Annotated in this window: 17 protein-coding genes and 1 tRNA gene; 13 read left to right on the forward strand and 5 right to left on the reverse strand. The window is 67.2% G+C overall.

Annotated elements, in window-relative coordinates; translation table 11 throughout:
- The first annotated feature begins 78 nt into the window (after positions 1 to 78).
- The 5 genes from N7I30_RS06900 to N7I30_RS06920 all read left to right on the forward strand — a co-directional run bounded on the left by N7I30_RS06900 (position 79) and on the right by N7I30_RS06920 (position 3,793).
- The gene (locus tag N7I30_RS06900; RefSeq protein WP_498637664.1) at positions 79 to 1,515 is read left to right on the forward strand and encodes a LutB/LldF family L-lactate oxidation iron-sulfur protein; all 1,437 of its coding nucleotides are present in this window, start codon (positions 79 to 81) and stop codon (positions 1,513 to 1,515) included.
- Positions 1,512 to 2,186: a LutC/YkgG family protein gene (locus N7I30_RS06905; protein WP_498637666.1), complete on the forward strand. Its 675-nt coding sequence runs from the start codon at positions 1,512 to 1,514 to the stop codon at positions 2,184 to 2,186. The genes N7I30_RS06900 and N7I30_RS06905 overlap by 4 nt, the downstream gene beginning before the upstream one ends.
- 134 nt (positions 2,187 to 2,320) lie before the next feature.
- Entirely contained in the window at positions 2,321 to 2,692 is a 372-nt protein-coding gene (locus N7I30_RS06910) for a VHL beta domain-containing protein (protein ID WP_498637668.1), read from the forward strand.
- 130 nt (positions 2,693 to 2,822) lie between these two features.
- Positions 2,823 to 3,488, forward strand: coding sequence for a LysE family translocator (locus N7I30_RS06915; protein WP_370193780.1), 666 nt, complete (start codon positions 2,823 to 2,825; stop codon positions 3,486 to 3,488).
- 92 nt (positions 3,489 to 3,580) lie between these two features.
- Positions 3,581 to 3,793, forward strand: coding sequence for a hypothetical protein (locus N7I30_RS06920; protein ID WP_024349289.1), 213 nt, complete (start codon positions 3,581 to 3,583; stop codon positions 3,791 to 3,793).
- Positions 3,794 to 3,906: 113 nt separating this feature from the next.
- Here the strand turns inward: N7I30_RS06920 and N7I30_RS06925 are convergent, their stop codons facing one another.
- On the reverse strand, positions 3,907 to 4,704 hold the full coding sequence (locus N7I30_RS06925) for an SDR family NAD(P)-dependent oxidoreductase (protein WP_498637670.1): 798 nt from the start codon (positions 4,702 to 4,704) through the stop codon (positions 3,907 to 3,909).
- Between the two features lie 129 nt (positions 4,705 to 4,833).
- On the opposite strand from N7I30_RS06925, the gene N7I30_RS06930 reads away from it, so the two are divergent.
- The 4 genes from N7I30_RS06930 (at position 4,834) to N7I30_RS06945 (ending at position 9,682) form a co-directional block, all read left to right on the forward strand.
- A complete protein-coding gene (locus N7I30_RS06930; RefSeq protein WP_498637673.1) occupies positions 4,834 to 5,580 on the forward strand; it encodes a 16S rRNA (uracil(1498)-N(3))-methyltransferase in 747 nt (248 codons plus the stop codon).
- Positions 5,581 to 5,710: 130 nt separating this feature from the next.
- Positions 5,711 to 7,084: a glutamate--cysteine ligase gene (locus N7I30_RS06935; protein ID WP_024349292.1), complete on the forward strand. Its 1,374-nt coding sequence runs from the start codon at positions 5,711 to 5,713 to the stop codon at positions 7,082 to 7,084.
- 169 nt (positions 7,085 to 7,253) lie between these two features.
- On the forward strand, positions 7,254 to 8,264 hold the full coding sequence (locus N7I30_RS06940; RefSeq protein ID WP_498637675.1) for a hypothetical protein: 1,011 nt from the start codon (positions 7,254 to 7,256) through the stop codon (positions 8,262 to 8,264).
- Between the two features lie 110 nt (positions 8,265 to 8,374).
- Positions 8,375 to 9,682 (forward strand): hemolysin family protein, encoded by a 1,308-nt coding sequence (locus N7I30_RS06945; RefSeq protein WP_188075076.1) that lies wholly within the window; start codon positions 8,375 to 8,377, stop codon positions 9,680 to 9,682.
- A gap of 98 nt (positions 9,683 to 9,780) precedes the next feature.
- Here the strand turns inward: N7I30_RS06945 and N7I30_RS06950 are convergent, their stop codons facing one another.
- On the reverse strand, positions 9,781 to 10,059 hold the full coding sequence (locus tag N7I30_RS06950; RefSeq protein WP_187392073.1) for a DUF1127 domain-containing protein: 279 nt from the start codon (positions 10,057 to 10,059) through the stop codon (positions 9,781 to 9,783).
- Positions 10,060 to 10,234: 175 nt separating this feature from the next.
- Between N7I30_RS06950 and N7I30_RS06955 the strand changes: the two genes are divergently transcribed.
- Entirely contained in the window at positions 10,235 to 11,188 is a 954-nt protein-coding gene (locus N7I30_RS06955) for a LysR family transcriptional regulator (RefSeq protein ID WP_024349296.1), read from the forward strand.
- Positions 11,189 to 11,219: 31 nt separating this feature from the next.
- Here the strand turns inward: N7I30_RS06955 and N7I30_RS06960 are convergent, their stop codons facing one another.
- Positions 11,220 to 12,032, reverse strand: a complete 813-nt coding sequence (locus N7I30_RS06960; protein WP_498637678.1) for a pentapeptide repeat-containing protein — start codon at positions 12,030 to 12,032, stop codon at positions 11,220 to 11,222.
- Positions 12,033 to 12,179: 147 nt separating this feature from the next.
- On the opposite strand from N7I30_RS06960, the gene xseA reads away from it, so the two are divergent.
- The 3 genes from xseA (at position 12,180) to N7I30_RS06975 (ending at position 16,137) form a co-directional block, all read left to right on the forward strand.
- Positions 12,180 to 13,817 (forward strand): exodeoxyribonuclease VII large subunit, encoded by a 1,638-nt coding sequence (gene xseA, locus N7I30_RS06965; protein WP_498637680.1) that lies wholly within the window; start codon positions 12,180 to 12,182, stop codon positions 13,815 to 13,817.
- Between the two features lie 215 nt (positions 13,818 to 14,032).
- Positions 14,033 to 14,800 (forward strand): glycosyltransferase family 25 protein, encoded by a 768-nt coding sequence (locus N7I30_RS06970; protein ID WP_498637682.1) that lies wholly within the window; start codon positions 14,033 to 14,035, stop codon positions 14,798 to 14,800.
- Between the two features lie 32 nt (positions 14,801 to 14,832).
- On the forward strand, positions 14,833 to 16,137 hold the full coding sequence (locus N7I30_RS06975) for an O-antigen ligase family protein (RefSeq protein WP_498637684.1): 1,305 nt from the start codon (positions 14,833 to 14,835) through the stop codon (positions 16,135 to 16,137).
- Positions 16,138 to 16,244: 107 nt separating this feature from the next.
- Here N7I30_RS06975 and N7I30_RS06980 read toward each other — a convergent pair.
- Positions 16,245 to 16,321 (reverse strand) — tRNA-His (locus tag N7I30_RS06980).
- Positions 16,322 to 16,586: 265 nt separating this feature from the next.
- Complete coding sequence (locus N7I30_RS06985; RefSeq protein WP_009208261.1) at positions 16,587 to 17,048, reverse strand: phasin; 462 nt, start codon at positions 17,046 to 17,048, stop codon at positions 16,587 to 16,589.
- Between the last annotated feature and the right edge of the window lie 90 nt (positions 17,049 to 17,138).

Here is a 17,138-nt window from a genome sequence, read left to right on the forward strand (position 1 = left end):
TCGTCCCGGTGGCCGCCGCCCCGTGGACGGCCGAGCAGCGCCGCGCCCCCGACTTCATGCCCGAATAGGCTCCGCCCCATGCAGATCACTTCGCATACGTTCAAGGCCAATACCGTCAAGGCGCTCGCCGATGTCGAGCTGCAGCGCGCCCTTGGCCATGTCGAGAAGGGTTTCATCGACAAGCGCCAGACCGCCGTCGACGCCCTGCCGGAATTCGACGCCCTGCGCGACAACGCCGTCGCCATCAAGAACCACACGCTGAAGCATCTCGACCTCTATATCGAGGCCTATGTGGCCAAGGTCGAAGCCTCCGGCGGCATCGTGCATTTCGCCGAGGATGCGGACCACGCCCGCAAGATCTTCCTCGACATCGCCCGCAAGCGGAACGCCAAGACCGTCACCAAGGGCAAGACGATGATCTCCGAGGAGATCGGGCTCAACGCCTTCCTGGAAGAGAACGGCATCGTGCCGGTCGAGACCGATCTCGGCGAATACATCATCCAGCTGCGCGGCGAGCATCCGAGCCACATCATCGCCCCGGCCGTCCACGTGACCCGCGACCAGGTCGAGGCGGATTTCCGCCGCGTCCATGTCGATCTCGACCCGAACCGCAATCTGGTGGAGCCGGAGACGCTGCTCGGCGAAGCCCGTCAGATCCTGCGCCGCAAATATGCCGAGGCCGATATCGGCGTGACCGGCGCGAACTTCCTGATCGCCGAGACCGGCTCGTCGGTCATCGTCACCAACGAGGGCAATGGCGACCTGACCCAGCTTCTGGGCAAGTGCCACGTGGTGCTGGCCTCGATCGAGAAGCTGGTGCCGACGCTGGAGGACACCGCCCAGATCCTGCGCATCCTGGCGCGCTCGGCGACCGGCCAGGACATGAGCGTCTACACGACGCTCTCGACGGGGCCGAAGCGGGACGCCGATCTCGACGGGCCGGAGGAATACCACGTCATCCTCCTCGACAACGGCCGCTCCAACATGCTGGGCACCGAGTTCGAGGAGATGCTGCGCTGCATCCGCTGCGGCGCCTGCATGAACCATTGCCCGGTCTACCACGCCGTCGGCGGCCACTCCTATGGCTGGGTCTATCCCGGTCCGATGGGCGCCGTGCTGACGCCGTCGCTGATCGGTGTCGACAAGTCCGGCCATCTGCCGAACGCCTCGACCTTTTGCGGCCGCTGCGAGAGCGTCTGCCCGATGCGCATTCCGCTGCCCAAGATGATGCGGCACTGGCGCGAGAAGGAATTCGAGAGCCATCTGCAGCCCAGGACCCAGCGCACCGGCCTCGGCGTCTGGGCGTTCTTCGCCCGGCGGCCGGCGCTCTACCGCGCGGCGGTGTCGATGGCGATGCCGCTCCTGAAGCTGGCGGCCGGCCGCAAGCGGCGCTTCACCTCGCTGCCGCTGGCCGGCGGCTGGACCAAATGGCGTGACCTGCCGGCGCCCGAAGGGCGCACCTTCATGCAGCAATACGCCCAGAAATCCCATGCGACGACGGGGGACAAACGATGAGCGCATCCACCCGCGAAGCCGTCCTCGGTCGAATCCGCCGCTCCAACGGTGCCCGCCCCAACGACCTCGAGCGCAGGCGCATCGTCGAGGAACGCATGGCCGGCGCGCCCGTCGGCATCGTGCCCCGGCGCGGCCAGCTGCCCCAGGACGAGCAGGTGGCGCTGTTCATCCGCATGGCCGAGCGGGCCAACGCCACCACCGCGCGGATCGCCGGCTATGGCGATCTGCCGGGCGAAGTCTCCCGCTGGCTGCGTGAGAACAATTTCCCCGCCGATCTCAGAATGTCCGAAGACCCACGCTTCGCCGACGCCGATTTCGACGCCACGTCGCTCACCATTCGCAAGGGCGTCAGCGACGGCGACGATCTCAACGGCCTCTCCCATGCCGAGACCGCCATCGCCGAGACCGGCACGCTGGTCCTCGTCTCCGGTCCGGAGAACCCGACGAGCCTCAATTTCCTGCCGGAAAACCACATCGTCGTGGTGAAGGCCGACAGCATCGGCGGCGAGATGGAAGCCGTCTTCCCCATGCTGCGCGCACGCTACGGCAAGGGCGAGATGCCGCGGTCGCTGAATTTCGTCACCGGCCCGTCGCGCTCCGGCGACATCGAGCAGACGCTGCTTCTGGGCGCCCATGGCCCGCGCGCCTTGCACATCGTCATCGTCGACTGACACGGCGGAGCACAGCCCGGACACGCCGCGCATGACGCTAGGGAAATATTTCTGCCGAGCGGGGTGAGCTTTCCCGCAAACCGGGCTAGGCTTTCCCTTCCGCGCCCGTACCGGCGCGGCCAAGGGAGGCGGCGATGACCGGATGGACTTGGACGGCCCTTGCGGCGATCGTGGTCACGGCAGCGCTTCCCATGGGATCCGCCAGCGCGGCGTCCTGCCGGGATTTTCCCGGCCTGCGCTCGCAGGAATCGGCACGGTCGGTCACGGTGACCTTCGTGAACCGCACCGAGGAATATCGCAGCGTCGACTGGCTCGACTTCGACGGACAGCCGGTCAGCTACGCCAGCCTCAATCCCGGCGAGAGCTTCCGGGTCGAGACCTATCGCACCCATCCCTGGATGCTGACCGACGGCCCCGGCAATTGCATCGAGATCTTCATGCCCGGACGCCGCGACGCGCAACGCTTCGACATCACAATTCCCTCGGATGGAAGCGGCGGCGACTGACGCCTCGCTAGCGGCGAAACCGGGCGCCGGCACCACATTCCGGATGGCCAGCCCGCGCCGACGCAACCCCGCTTGACGGCGCCGCCACCGAATGGCTCTCTTCCGCATCCCGGTCGCCAGCGGAGCGTTCATGCCCATCGATCCCGCCACGCTTGCCGCCTTCGCGCTGGCCTCGCTGATCCTTCTCGTGATCCCCGGCCCGACGATCATCATGGTCGTCGGCCAGGCACTGGCGCATGGGCGCAACGTCGCGCTGGCCAGCGTGCTGGGTGTGGGACTTGGCGATCTGGTGGCGGCCAGCCTGTCGCTGATCGGCGTCGGCGCGCTTCTTTCGGCTTCGGCCGCGGCCTTCGTCGTCCTGAAATGGGTGGGGGCGCTCTATCTGGTCTGGATGGGCCTGCGCATGTGGCGCAGCACCCTGTCGCGGGCTTCGCTGGCGCCGAACGATCTCGATCCCGCCGCCGCGGGACTGCCGGAGGCAGGCACGGTGCGGCCCACCCACATCTTTCGCGACGCTTTTCTGGTCACCGTCTTCAATCCCAAGGGGATCGTGTTCTTCGTGGCCTTCGTGCCGCAGTTTCTCGATCCCGGCCGGCCTTACTGGCCGCAGGCGACCATCCTCGTCGCGCTCTTCGTGCTGCTTGCGGCCGGCAACGCCTTTCTCTATGCGCAGCTCGCCGTGCGGGCCCGCGATCTCATCCGCCGCCCGTCGGTGATGCGCTTCGTGGTCCGCATCGGCGGCTCCTGCCTGATGGGCGCCGGCATTGCCGCGGCACTGGTCGCCCGGCCGGCCTGACGCGCCGGGCCGGCACCGGCAGAATTCGCTCCCGCGTGGAACAGGGTGCCGGTGACGCCGTTTCGTTGGCAATTCCGAATGGAGCATCCGAGATGAAGACGTTGAACGAATCCGCCATGGACAATGCCATGCATGCAGGCCCGCGCGACCGCGCCGAGGACAAGGATGCGAAGGACAACGCGGCCTCCGGTGGCGGCGACCGGCCGATGACCGACGAGGAAGAACTCGACGAGGCGCTGGACGAGACCTTCCCGGCCTCCGATCCGGTCGCGCCGAGCCGCATCGACGGTCCGATCAAGCCGTAACACCAGCAGACGCAAAAAAGCGCCGCGCGACCTTTAAGGCTGCGCGGCGCTTTTTCATGCGCGGTAAGAAAGAAGGCCGGCGGGGGCGATCCCGCCGGCCTTTGTCGGTCCGGTCAGTTCTGGACGGACTGCACCGAGCCGCCATCGACCCGCATGTTCGAGCCGTTGATGAAGGAGCCGCGCTCCGAGACGATCAGCGCGATCGCGGCGGCGACCTCTTCGGCCCGGCCGCGGCGCTTCAGCGCGATGCCCGGACGCTCTTCCTCCAGGAAGCTCTCGACCGCCTCCTCGAAGGAGACGCCGAGTTCCTTCGAGCGCTTCTCCATCATGCCGTCGGTCATCTGGGTCTCGATGAAGGCCGGCGACACGGTGTTGCAGAGAATGCCGTGCTCGGCTTCCTTGTAGGAAAGGTTCTTCACGAAGGCCGCCAGCGCCGCCTTGGCGGTGTTGTAGGTCGCCTCGTCCCAATAGGGCTGCACGGCGTTTTCCGAGGTGATGCAGACGAAGCGGCCCCAGCCATTCGCGCGCATGGTCGGGAAGGTCGCGCGCGCAACGCGCACCGCCGACATGAAGTCGATCTCCCAGGCTTCCAGGTAATCGGCGTCGGCGACCTCCAGCGGATGCCCCTTGGCGCCGGTGATGCCGGCCGTATGCAGGACGATGTCGATCCGGCCGAAGCGATCCAGCGCCTGCCTGGCCATCGCATCGACGGCTGCCTGGTCGGTCACGTCGGCGGCCACGCAGATATAGTCCGCGTCGAGGGAGGCGGCGTCCTTTTCGAGCCGCGTGATCTCCTTGTCGGAGAGCACCAGCTTGCAGCCTTCCGCGGCGAGGATGCGGGCGGTTTCGAAGCCCATGCCGTCGGTGGCGCCGGTGATCAGCGCGACGCGATCCTTGATCTGGAGATCCATGCGGTGTCCTTGCTTTGTGTCTGAGGGTTTCGCGTGACAATGACTGCGGGGAGATTAGGTTTCGCCGCCATGCGGACACGATGCCGCATCCGGGCCGTGCCACGGCCCGAGGGAAGGACAATTCGAGACATGCCCAACCACGACTTCAAGAGCCCGCGCCTGTATCTCGACGCGGATCTGGTCGCCGAGACCCCGGTGCCGGCCACGCCGGTGCAGGCCAACTACCTCCTCAACGTCATGCGGCTCGGCGAGGGTGCGCAGGTGCTGGCCTTCAACGGCCGCGACGGCGAATGGCGCTGCGATCTGGTCAAGGCGGCCAAGAAGAAGCTCGACCTCGTCCCGCGCGAAAAGGTGCGGGACCAGACCCCGCCGGCCGATCTGCATTACCTCTTCGCACCGCTCAAGCACGCCCGGCTCGACTACATGGTCCAGAAGGCCGTGGAGATGGGCGCCGGCGTCCTGCAGCCGGTGATGACCCAGCATGTGCAGGCGACCCGTCTCAACACCGAGCGCATGCGCGCCAATGCGATCGAGGCGGCCGAGCAATGCGGCATCCTGTCGATCCCCGAATGCCGGGAGCCGGTCAAGTTCAACGACATGCTCGATCGCTGGGACAGCGGCCGCCGGCTGATCTTCTGCGACGAACGGGCCGATGCGGCGAGCCCGATCGACACGCTGCGCGCGCTGCCCGAAGGCCCGCACGCCCTGGTGATCGGCCCGGAAGGCGGCTTTTCGGCCGACGAGCGCGAACGGCTGAATGCTGCCGACTTCGTCACCGCCATCTCGCTCGGCCCCCGCATCCTGCGGGCGGACACGGCGGCGGTGGCCGCCATGGCGGTGCTGCAGGCTGCGATCGGCGACTGGCGGCAAGGTTGAGGCACGCCGCACTGGCCACACCGTCAACACGAATTATGTTGCGGTCCGAGGGGAAAATCGGCAGTGCCGATATTCCCGTGGCGGGACTCCGCCTGCCGGCAGGACCGGCTGAACCATTCGAAGGACGAGCATGGCGCGCGATACGACCGATCTGACGCCGGTCACCTCGGTCGAGGATCTGACCGCTCATCTGGCGACAGGCGAGAAGCCGGCCTCGCAGTTCCGCATCGGGACCGAGCACGAGAAATTCGGCTTCTACACCGAAGACCTGTCGCCGGTGCCCTACGAGGGCGAGCGCGGCATCGGCAAGCTTCTGGAGCGCATGCAGGCGCTGTCGGGCTGGGAAGCGATCATCGACGACGGCCGCATCATCGGCCTGTTCGGCAGCGCCGGCCAGGGCGCGATCTCGCTGGAGCCCGGCGGCCAGTTCGAGCTGTCCGGCGCGCCGCTGGAGACGATCCACGAAACCTGCCGCGAATCCAACGCGCATCTCGCCCAGGTCCGCTCGGTCGCCAAGGAACTCGGCATCGGCTTCCTCGGCATCGGCTCGTCGCCGACCTGGACCCTCGACGAGACCCCGGTCATGCCGAAGTCGCGCTACGAGATCATGCGCCGCTACATGCCCAAGGTCGGCACCCGCGGCCTCGACATGATGTTCCGCACGGCGACCATTCAGGTCAATCTCGACTTCTCGTCGGAAGCCGACATGCGCCGCAAGATGCAGACCAGCATGAAGCTGCAGCCGATCGCGACGGCGCTTTTCGCCAATTCGCCCTTCACCGAGGGCAAGCCGAACGGCCTCTGCTCATGGCGCTCCGACGTCTGGTCCGACGTCGACAACCAGCGCTCCGGCCTTCTGCCCTTCGTCTTCGAAGAGAACTTCTCCTATCGCGACTATGCCGAATGGGCGCTCGACGTGCCGATGTATTTCGTCACCCGCGACGGCCGCTACACCGATGTCACCGATGTCACCTTCCGCCAGTTCATGGACGGCGCCCTGAAGGGCCGAATTCCCGATCCCGAGCCGCAGCTCGGCGACTGGACCAACCATCTGTCGACGCTGTTCCCGGATGTGCGGCTGAAGACCTTCCTGGAAATGCGCGGCGCCGATGGCGGTCCGTGGCGGCGCATCTGCGCCCTGCCCGCTTATTGGGTCGGCCTGCTCTACGACGAGGCGACGCTCGACGCCGCCGAGGCGCTGACGAAGGACTGGACCTTCGAGGAAGTCTCGGCGATGCGCGAAGCGGTGCCGCGCGACGGCTTCCGCACGCCGTTCCGCGATTCCAGCGTACTGGAACTGGCCCGCGAGACGGTCCGGCTGTCGCGCCAGGGTCTCGTTGCCCGCAACCGGCGCAACGAGGAAGGCAACGACGAGAGCCATTTCCTCGCCCCGCTCGAAGAGGTCGTTGCCCGCGGCACCACGTCGGGCGAAGAGCTGGTCCGGCTGTTCGAGGAACAGTGGGACGGTTCGATGGAGCGCGTCTTCAAGCATCTGACCTACTGAGCGCCGGCCGGCCGAACGGCCGCCGCCCCGCCCTTCGACTGTTCCCGCCTGTTGCAGCCCGACGCTGCAACAGGCGGTCTTGCTTTGTGATTGGCTTTCCCCCGGCGGTTTGACAGGATGATCGGTCTGTGCCCCGTTCTGCCTGGGCACGCCTGCGAGCGAGGTCGCCATGACGGACTTTTTCGACTGGTTGACGGTGAATGACGGCGGCCTCGGTACCGACAGGCTCGCCGATGCCTTCAAGCTGAGCCGCAAGGAGATCCGCCAGACCACGGAAGCCCTCGCCCCCGCCTTCACCCTGGCGCTGCAGCGGGCGATGTCGGACCCGAACGCCTGGTCCGAGGTGTCCCGGCACTTCCTGCCCTTCATGAGCGCCGTCGGCACGCCCGGGCCGGAGACCGCCCGCAGCCCGGCCGCCAAGCACCTCGCCGACAATCTGTTCGGCTCGCGCGACATCTTTCTGGAGGTGGCGCGCAAGGTCTCGACCATGAGCGACATCGCCCCCGACACGGTCGAGAAGCTGATGCGCAGCCTGTCGGTGATGAGCATCCAGACGATGATGCAGATGATGCTGGCCAACATGGCGCGCCAGCAGCCGGCCGGATTTTCCGAAGGCAACTACCCGGTCGCCATGGCCGAGATGATGCGGCGCAGCGCCAACGCCATGGAGGCCATGGGCCGGCCCTCCGACGAGCCGCACCGGCGTACCAGTCCCGGCGCGATGGGCTCGGACTATCTCACCGGCCTGTTTTCGGACGCGCTCAACGGCCGCCTGCCCTGGCTGCCGCCGAGCACCGGCGATGCGGGCTCACGCGCCCGGCCGGCGGACCGCGCGAGCGAGACGCCGGCGGCCTTCGACCCCTTCCAGCCCTTCGACGCGATGATGGCGCATTTCGCCAGCGGCATGTCCGGCGCGGACACGACCGGCAGCGCAGGCTCGCAGCAGCCCGCAGAACCCGAGGCCCGTACGCCCGCGCAGGAGCCGACGTCCGAAGCGACGAGCGAGACCGAGGCGTCGGCCGAGGCGGCGGGTGGCTTCGACGATCTCGCCCGGGCCGGCATGACCATGCAGGAAGAGTTCGCGCGGCAGATGCTCGATCTGTTCCAGGGCACAGGATCGGCGAACCCCGCGGGCGACGCCAGCGACGGACCGGCCTCCGGGGACAGCCGCAAGACCTAGCCGGCGGGAGAGCCGAGCTGGCGCTGCGTTTCCCTCGCGCCGCCGCGCGCTAGGTCACAGCGTCCAGGGCCGCCTACCCGGCGGCCCGCCCCGACAACACGGCCATCTCCTTGCTCATCTTCTACGCCTTCATCATCGTCCTTCTGGTTCTCATCAACGGCTTCTTCGCCATGTCGGAGCTCGCCGTGGTCTCGGCGCGAAAATCGCGGGTCGAGCAGATGCGCGACGAGGGCCGGCGCGGCGCCGCCAGCGCCCTCAAGCTGATCGAGGATCCCACCGGCTTCCTGTCGACCGTCCAGATCGGCATCACCCTTGTCGGCATCTTCGCCGGCGCCTTCGGCGGTTCGACCTTCGCCGGGCCGCTGGCCGGGATCATCGAGGACTGGCCGTTGATCGGCCCCTATGCCGGCACCGTCGCCTTCGTCGCCGTGGTCATGGTCATCACCTATCTGTCGCTGGTGGTCGGCGAACTGGCGCCCAAGCGCTTCGCCCTCAGCCGGGCCGAGGCGATCGCCATCAAGGTCGCCCCGATCATGGCGGTGATCGCCAAGGTCGGTGCACCCATCGTCTGGCTCCTGCGGGTCTCGACCAACGCCATCACCAGTATCTTCAGCGACGGCGAACGCGACGATGGCGTCACCGAAGAGGACGTGCGGGCGATGATCGCCGAGGGCACGCAGATCGGCGTCTTCAAGCCGAAGGAGCGCGAGCTCCTGGAGGGCGTGATCCGCATGGCCGACCGCAATGTGCGTTCGATCATGGTGCCGCGGCCGGGTGTCGTGTGGGTGGCGGTAGACGACGGTCCCGAGGCGGTCTTCGAGAAGATCCTGGAGGCCAACCATTCCCGCTATCCGGTGATCGACACGGAGACCGACGACGTCGTCGGCGTCGTCCAGACCAAGGACATGCTGGAGCAGCAGCAGGAGACCGGCACGGTCGATGTCGCCTCGGTGATGCGCGAGCCGCTCTATGTCCACGAGACGATGCCGATCTTGCAGCTGCTGGAGCGCTTCCGCGCGGCGCAGATCCACATGGCCATCGTTCTCGACGAATATGGCTCCTTCGAAGGCGTCGCCACGCCGACCGACATCCTGGCGGCCATCGCCGGCTCGCTGCCCGAGGGCGACGACCACGATCCGCATGTCGTCGAGCGCGAAGACGGCTCACGCCTGATCGACGCCGCGATCCCGATCCATCTTCTGGAGAGCGCCATCCCGGAGCTCGAATTCCCCAAGAAGCGGGATTACGAGACCATGGCCGGGCTGGTGCTGGACCGGCTGGGCCATATCCCCGAGGTCGGCGAGCACTTCCAGTGGAAGGGCTGGCGCATCGAGGTGGTCGACATGGACGGGCACCGCATCGACAAGCTCCTGATGATGGCGACGGACCAGGCACCGGCGAGGCCGGCCGAGGGCTGACCCTCTCCCGCCGGAACTGGCGGGCTGAACGCAAAACGCGGCGACCGGACTGGCCGGCCGCCGCGTGAATGTCTCGAAGAATATCGGGCGGGGTGGCCCTATTCCCAGTCGTAGCCACCGCGACGGCGCCGCGCGGCCGCGACGGCCAGCCGCCACGTCGGGTCCTCGCGCCAGTCGGTGTGGAGCGCCTCGTGAATATCGTCCCGCCGCAGGCCGATGTCCTTCAGCATGTAGTCGGACATCTCGCTCATCGCGCGGACCTTGCGGCGGTTGAGCATGGTTTTGACGATCGCACGCGCCGCCACGACGAACAGCTTGGCTGCCTGCGCCGGGTGAGCAAGGGTCGGGCTGAGCCGCGTCTTCGTTGTGATCGCCATGGCCGTGTCTCCTTTCGTGCCATTGGGGGATCGGGAAAAAGGCGGGAGGCCCTCCGCATGCGACGGACCGGCACTCCCAAGTTCTTCCTGACAGCCACGAAGATATGCGCCGGCTATTGATCAGACCAACGAATGTTAATAATCTCAGCCATCATCATCGGTGATGGGAAAAGCCATGAGCACGCCCCTCGATCTCGATCATCTGCGCACCTTCGTCGCCATCGTCGACGCCGGCAGCTTCACCCGTGCGGCGGACGACGTGTTCAAGACCCAGTCGGCCGTGTCGATGCAGATGCGGCGGCTGGAAGAGCGCCTCGGCGTCAGCCTGTTCGAGCGCAACGGCCGCACCATTCGCATCACCAGCGAAGGCGCCCGGCTGCTGACCTATGCCAGGCGGATGCTGGCGCTGAGCCAGGAAACCCTGTCGGCCTTCGACGACGAGGCCATGCAGGGTCATGTCCGGATCGGCCTGCCGGACGATTATGCCGAGCGCTTCCTGCCGGAAATCCTCGCGCGGTTCTCCCGCTCGAACCCGCTGGTGGAACTGCAGATCGCCTGCGAGCCCTCCTCCAACCTGGCCGAGCATATCGACAAGGGTCGCCTCGACGTGGCGCTGGTGTCGGATTGTTATCCCGGCGCCTCGCTACCGGAGATCGTGCGCCGCGAGCCGCTGCATTTCGTGACCTCGGCCTCGCACGACACCCATAACGAGGAGATCCTGCCCCTGGCGCTCGGCCGGCCGGACTGCGTCTGGCGCCGCGAGGGCTGCGAAGCCCTCGGCCGGATCGGCCGGCGCTACAAGGTGCTGTTCACCTCCTGGTCGGCGCAGATCGTCACCTCGGCCGTCCTCTCCGGCCTGGCGGTCAGCGTGCTGCCCGAATGCGCCCTGCGACCGGGCATGCGGGTGCTGGGCGAATATGAAGGCTTCCCGACCCTGCTCGACACAGAGATCGGCGTCGTGAAGTCGCGCAATGCCGACGGGCCGGTGATCACCGCGCTGGTCGAGCATATCCGCGAGAGCCTCGCCAATCTGTCGCCGCCCGACGGCAAGGCCCGCCCGTCGCGCCTGCCGGAACTGCGGCCCATGCGTCCGGCGTTGGGGAACGGCCGGTTGAAGGTCGCCGGCTGACGGCAAAGCAGCACGGCGCGAACCGGGCCGCCTAGCGGCGCAAATTCTTCGCCGTGCCGCGAATGTCGTCCAGCTTGGCCGATTGCAGTTCGGCGTCGGCAAAGTCGGCGCCTTCGACCATCGTGCCGTTGAAATCGGCGCCCGAGGCTTCGAAACGCGTGAGGTCGGCGCCCGATAGATCGGCGTCGGTGAAGTCGGCGAACTCGGCTGCGGCGCGCGACAGATTGGCGCCGGAAAGGTCCGCGCTGGTGAGATCGGCGGAGTTCAGGACGCCGCGCATCAGGCCCATCGACTGGTTGCGCATGTCGGCGGAGAAATCCGCGCCCTTCATGTTCGCCCGCACGAAGGAGGCGCGACTGAAGTCGCCGGCGATCCGCGCCTCCGACAGATCGGCGCCGTCGAAGGTCGCATCCTGCATCTGCGACTGGAACAGGCTGGCGCCGGACAGATCCGCCCCGGTGAAATTCGCTTTGAGGCCCCAGGCCTGGTCGAGCTTGGCCCCGGCGAGACGGGCGTTCGAGAGATCCGTGCCGTTGAGATAGGCGCTGGTCAGGTCGGCGCCGGCAAGATCGAGCCTTGAGAGATCGAGGCCGTTCAGTTCGGCCCGGCTGAGATCGGCGGGCTCGGCTTTCGTTGCCCTGGCCAGTAGCGCCTCGACCTCGGCCCGGGTCATCGCGGCTGCGGTCATGCGCGGCGAGGTCAGGTCGAGGCCGCGCATCATGTCCTGTCCCGAGGCCGGCACCACCAGCAGCGACACCGCCAGGAGAATGAAGAGAATCAGGGAGAAGACGGCCGGCCGCACATGGCGCCGCCGCCGCTCCGTCGCACCGGGCCGTTCCATCATGCGCTCCCAATCGGCCAGATCGTCAGACGACCCTGACACCCGACCTGCCCCAGGGTCAAAGCGCATCGCGGTGATCAGCCCGGCTTGGTATCCGGCATTCTCGGCACATTCGCTTGACCCGGGCGCCGTGGTCCTGACACTGGAGGCATGAGCCGCAGCCCCGAATCCGCCCCCATGTCGAACGTCGCCGAATACAGCGTCTCGGAAATCTCCGGTGCGCTGAAGCGGACCGTGGAGGAGCGCTTCGGCCATGTCCGCCTGCGCGGCGAGGTCTCCGGCTATCGCGGCCCGCATTCGTCCGGCCATGCCTATTTCTCGCTGAAGGACGACCGCGCCCGCATCGACGCCGTGATCTGGCGCACCGCCTTTTCCAAGCTCGCCTTCAAGCCCGAGGAAGGGCTGGAGATCGTCGCGACGGGCAAGCTGACCACCTATCCGGGCTCGTCGAAATACCAGATCGTCATCGAGCAGATCGAGCCGGCCGGCGCCGGCGCGCTGATGGCGCTGCTCAACGAACGCCGGCGCAAGCTCGAAGCCGAAGGCCTGTTCGCCGCCGAGCGCAAGCGGCCGCTGCCCTTCATGCCCCGCGTCATCGGCGTCGTCACGTCTCCGACCGGCGCCGTCATCCGCGATATCCACCACCGGATCGCCGATCGCTTTCCGGTGCATCTCCTCGTCTGGCCGGTGCGGGTGCAGGGCGAGACCTCCGGCGAGGAAGTCGCCCGCGCCATCGAGGGCTTCAACAGCTTTCCCGAAGGCGGCGCCATCGCCCGACCGGACCTGATCATCGTCGCGCGCGGCGGCGGCAGCCTCGAGGATCTCTGGGGCTTCAACGACGAGGTGGTGGTGCGGGCCGCCGCGGCCTCGGCGATCCCGCTGATTTCTGCCGTCGGCCACGAGACCGACTGGACACTGATCGACCATGCCGCCGACATGCGCGCGCCGACGCCGACCGGCGCCGCCGAGATGGCGGTGCCCGTGCGCGCCGATCTCGTCGCCGCGGTCGCAGCGCTCGCCGCCCGCCATTCGGGCGCGATCTCCCGCCGGCTCGACCAGGACCGCCGCGCCGTCGCCGCCACCGCCCGCGCCTTGCCCTCGCCCGACATGCTGCTGGCGCTGCCGCGCCGCCGGCTGGATGAAGCGTCGACCTCGCTCGGCCAGTGCCTGCGGGTGAACCTCTCGGAGAAGCGCCGGGCCTATGGCGAGGTGGCGACCCGGCTCGCGCCCTCCAGCCTCGAGGCGCTGCTGCGCGAAAAGCGCGCCGATCTGCGCCATCACCAGACCCATGCGGCCCATGCCGTAACCGGGCTCGTGCAGCGCAAACGCCAGCGTTTCGAACGCATCGCCGCCGACCTGCAGCCGCACCGCATCAATGCCCGGGCCGAGGCCGCGCGCCTGCGTCTCGGCACGCTCGGCGAGCGGTTGACCGCCGCGCAGACCCTGGCCGCGACTGGAAGGCGCCAGGCCCTCGCCTCCGCATGGCGGGTCGCCGACAGCCTCAACCCGATGCGGGTGCTGGAGCGTGGCTACACCATCGTGCGCGGACCGGACGGCGAGCCGATCGTGCGGGCGTCGGGGCTGGAGCCTGGCATGGCCTTCGAGGTGCAGTTCGCCCATGACCAGCGTCGTGGCGCGGTGGCGACAGGAGAGCCCGTTGCCGGTGTTACTCCGGCGGCCGCGGGCGATGCGGCGGCAGAGCCCGCGGAAACGGAACCACCGAAACCGCGGGCGAAGCGACGTCCGGTCGCCAAAGCCGCCGAAGAGGATCAGGGCACGCTGTTCTGAGTCCGGGCCGGAGCGCTTGGCGCAACAACGGCCCGAGGAACAGGACGCTGCCGGGTCGGGCGCTCCGGCTCTGGATTCATCAGCCGGAATCTGCTTTTCCACGCCCCGAGGCTTGCAGCGCGGCGGCAAACGGTTCCAACACCTTTTCGCGCTAGCACGGAACATGCGCTGAAGCGGCATGGGACCCGGCAGGGCGGTCAGATGCGATCCGCCGGATGCTGGCGCAGCATACAATCGAGGCGAAGGCACTGCGGTTTTTCGTTATCAATCTCGACCGGTCGACCGAGCGATGGCACGAGATCGGCCAGTCGGCGGCTGACATCGGCGTCGACGTCACCCGGGTTCCCGGCACCGACGGCGCGGCCATTCCGGTGGCCGAATGGCGCGATGTCGATCACGACCGCTTCCGCCGCAGCCACGGACGGATCATCCTTCCCGGCGAATATGGCTGCTATCGCAGTCACCTTGCGGCCCTGCAGGCGGTGATCGATTCCGGTGAAGCGGTCGCGGTGATCTGCGAGGACGACATCGTCCTGAAGCCCGAGACGCCTGCCGCCGTCGCCGCCATCCTCGAACAGAAGCCGGACCTGCACGTCCTCAAGCTCGCCAATCATCGCATCCGCGGCTTCATCTCCCATGGTGGCGAGGGCATCGGGAAATTCGGACGTTGCGTTCACGGCCCGCAGGGATCGGCCGCCTGCTACGCCGTCACCCGCGAGGGCGCACGAATCCTGCATGACGGCCTCCAGACCATGTGGCTTCCCTGGGACATCGCCTTCGAGCGGGGCTGGGCGCTGAACGCACGGATCTACACGGTTCCGCGCAAGGTCATCGGCTTCAGCAAGCTGAGCCGCGGCTCGACCATCACCACCAGCCGGAGTTCCGACTACAAGAGCTCGAAGATTCCCCTCTTCCGGCGCACGCCCACTCTCCTGTTCCGCGCCGTGGATTATGTGCGCCGCGCGGCCTACGCCTTGAGATGAGCGACGGCCTGACACGGGCAGCGCAGGCGGCGATGCCGACGCTCACGGCTCTCCTGATGCTCGGCCTGGTCTCGGCCGTCTGGGTGGAGAGCGACCTCTACCGCTATTGCGCGCCGTTTCTCCTGCTGCAGGCCCTTGTCACCTTCGTCAGATCCGACGAGCGGCCGGCAATCGGGATCATGGGCTGGCTGTGCATCGCCTGGGTGGTCTACATCCTCCTGCGCAATGGCGCCGTCCTCGTGATGACACCCGACATGGCCGGAGGCTCGGCCGAGGGGATCTATCTCTTCCCGCTGGTCTACCCGACGCTGGGCTACGCATTTTTCCTGAACTGGCAGCGGATGCCGGCGACAGCCTGGGCGTTTCTGGTAATCAGCCTGATCGCCCTTCTGCTGAGCCTCGAGCCGCAAACGATGCTCGCCGGCGATCGCGGGCCGCTGCTCTTCCACGGCAATCCCATCCACGCCTCGGTCGGCGCCGGCCTGATCGCGCTGGCGGCCATCTGCTTCGGCCTTTATCTCGCGCGGCCGGGACCGCACCACCGGGGTCTGCGGATCGGCGGCATCGCCCTTTGCGTCATCGTCGCCGGCCTGTGCTTCCTCGGCATTGCCGGCGCGTTTTCCAAGGGCGTCTGGCTGGCGCTGCTGGGCGCCCTGCCGGTCCTCTTTGCCATGGTCTTTACCGAGCGCACGCAATTGCGGCATTGGCTGCTCCTGGCCGCGGTCATGGTCGCCGCGGCAATCCCGTCGGTGTTGTTCTATCCGGAGATCTCGGCCCTGATCGCGCCGAACATCGCCACCGCCGTCGCGTTCGTCGCCGGGGCGACCGGCAGCGGCGACCCGCTTGCCGCGGTGGACGCCCTGATCGCCTCGGGCAATGTCCCGTTCAGTCTCCACGAGCGGCTGATGATCTGGATGAATGGCTGGGAGATCTGGCGCACGAACCTCGTCCTGGGAACCGGGATCGCCTGGGAGGCGCTCTGGGAGACGACAAGCTATGCGGGCGTCGGCTACCAGCTCATGCACAATGGCTATCTGGAGGTGGCCGTGCGCTACGGCCTCGTCGGACTCGGCTTCTATGCCGTTCTCATGGTCTGGAGCCTCGGCCAGGCCTTCGTCTGCCGCGCGCGTGGCCTGATCCCGTCATCCGCGCTGGTGCTCTACGTGACGGCGACGGCGTTCTTCGCGCTGACCATGCTGACCAATTCCAACAACCGGCTGGCGATCGGCGAATCCTTCATGCTGGTCGCGGCAGGCTTCGGCTTCTGCTGCTTCTACCGCCTGCAGCAGGCGGCGCGGGAGGCCAACTCCGCCGGGCGTGCAGCCAGGGCCGGATAGGCGCACATGCGCCCGCCGCCGCCATGGAAGGCAGCGCGCGCAGGCCTGATGCGCCGAGACGCAGCCATTTGCTGCGTCACCGAACCGATATCAATGTGGAAAAGAGATGGTACGGTTGGGTGGTCTCGAACCACCGACCTCCGGAGCCACAATCCGACGCTCTAACCAACTGAGCTACAACCGCACAACGGGATTTCGCCCGCGCAGTGACGAGATAAAATCTTTCGCCCCGCGGTGCAAGCCCGGATCGGAGCGAAGGCCGGAAAAGTCCGTCACCGGCTTTCGCCAATGGGACAGACCGGCTTTCCTGACCCCGCATGTGGCCGCGGGGCAGGCATCAGAGAACGCCCGGTGCCTATGAAGACGTCGGGCGCCTGTCGCCGGGACGATGCCCGGCCTCATCGCTCAGCCGGCGGAAGGCAGATGCCCCGCCGGCCCATGGCGAAGAATCAGCGGGCGTTCTTCGAGGCCTTCTCGAAGGCATCGCGGCCCGGCTTCATCATGTCCTTGGCGACCGACTGGGTCAGCGCCTGCATGTCCTTGGACTGATCCGTCGCCATCTCGATCTGCTTGCGGACATAGGCCGTCTGCATCTCGATCACTTCGGCGAAGGACTTGGCGGACATCATCTTGTCGAGGTGCTGGAAGCCGGCCTCGGCATTCGAGCGCATCGCGTCGATGGCCTTCTTCGACAGCTGGAGCGAACCCTGATGGGCGTTCTCCATGGTCGATTCCAATGCCTTGGTCGCCTCGTCGGCCGCCGACTTCATGCGGCTGTAGGCTTCCTTGGACTGCTCCATCGACTTCTGCGTCATGGCGCGGAAGGTCTCGTTCATCTGCGAGGGATCCATGCCCATCATCTGCGGGTTCGGCATGGCGAAAGGATCCTGGGAATTCTTGGCGTCGGCCATCTGGGTGTCTCCTCTATCTGGGTAACTATCATTTGGCCGCTGCGTCCCAAAACGCCTGCGACTGCCTTTTACTTAATCACTATTTTTGTG

The organism is Aurantimonas litoralis, from assembly GCF_026153195.1.
Lineage (GTDB): Bacteria > Pseudomonadota > Alphaproteobacteria > Rhizobiales > Rhizobiaceae > Aurantimonas > Aurantimonas coralicida.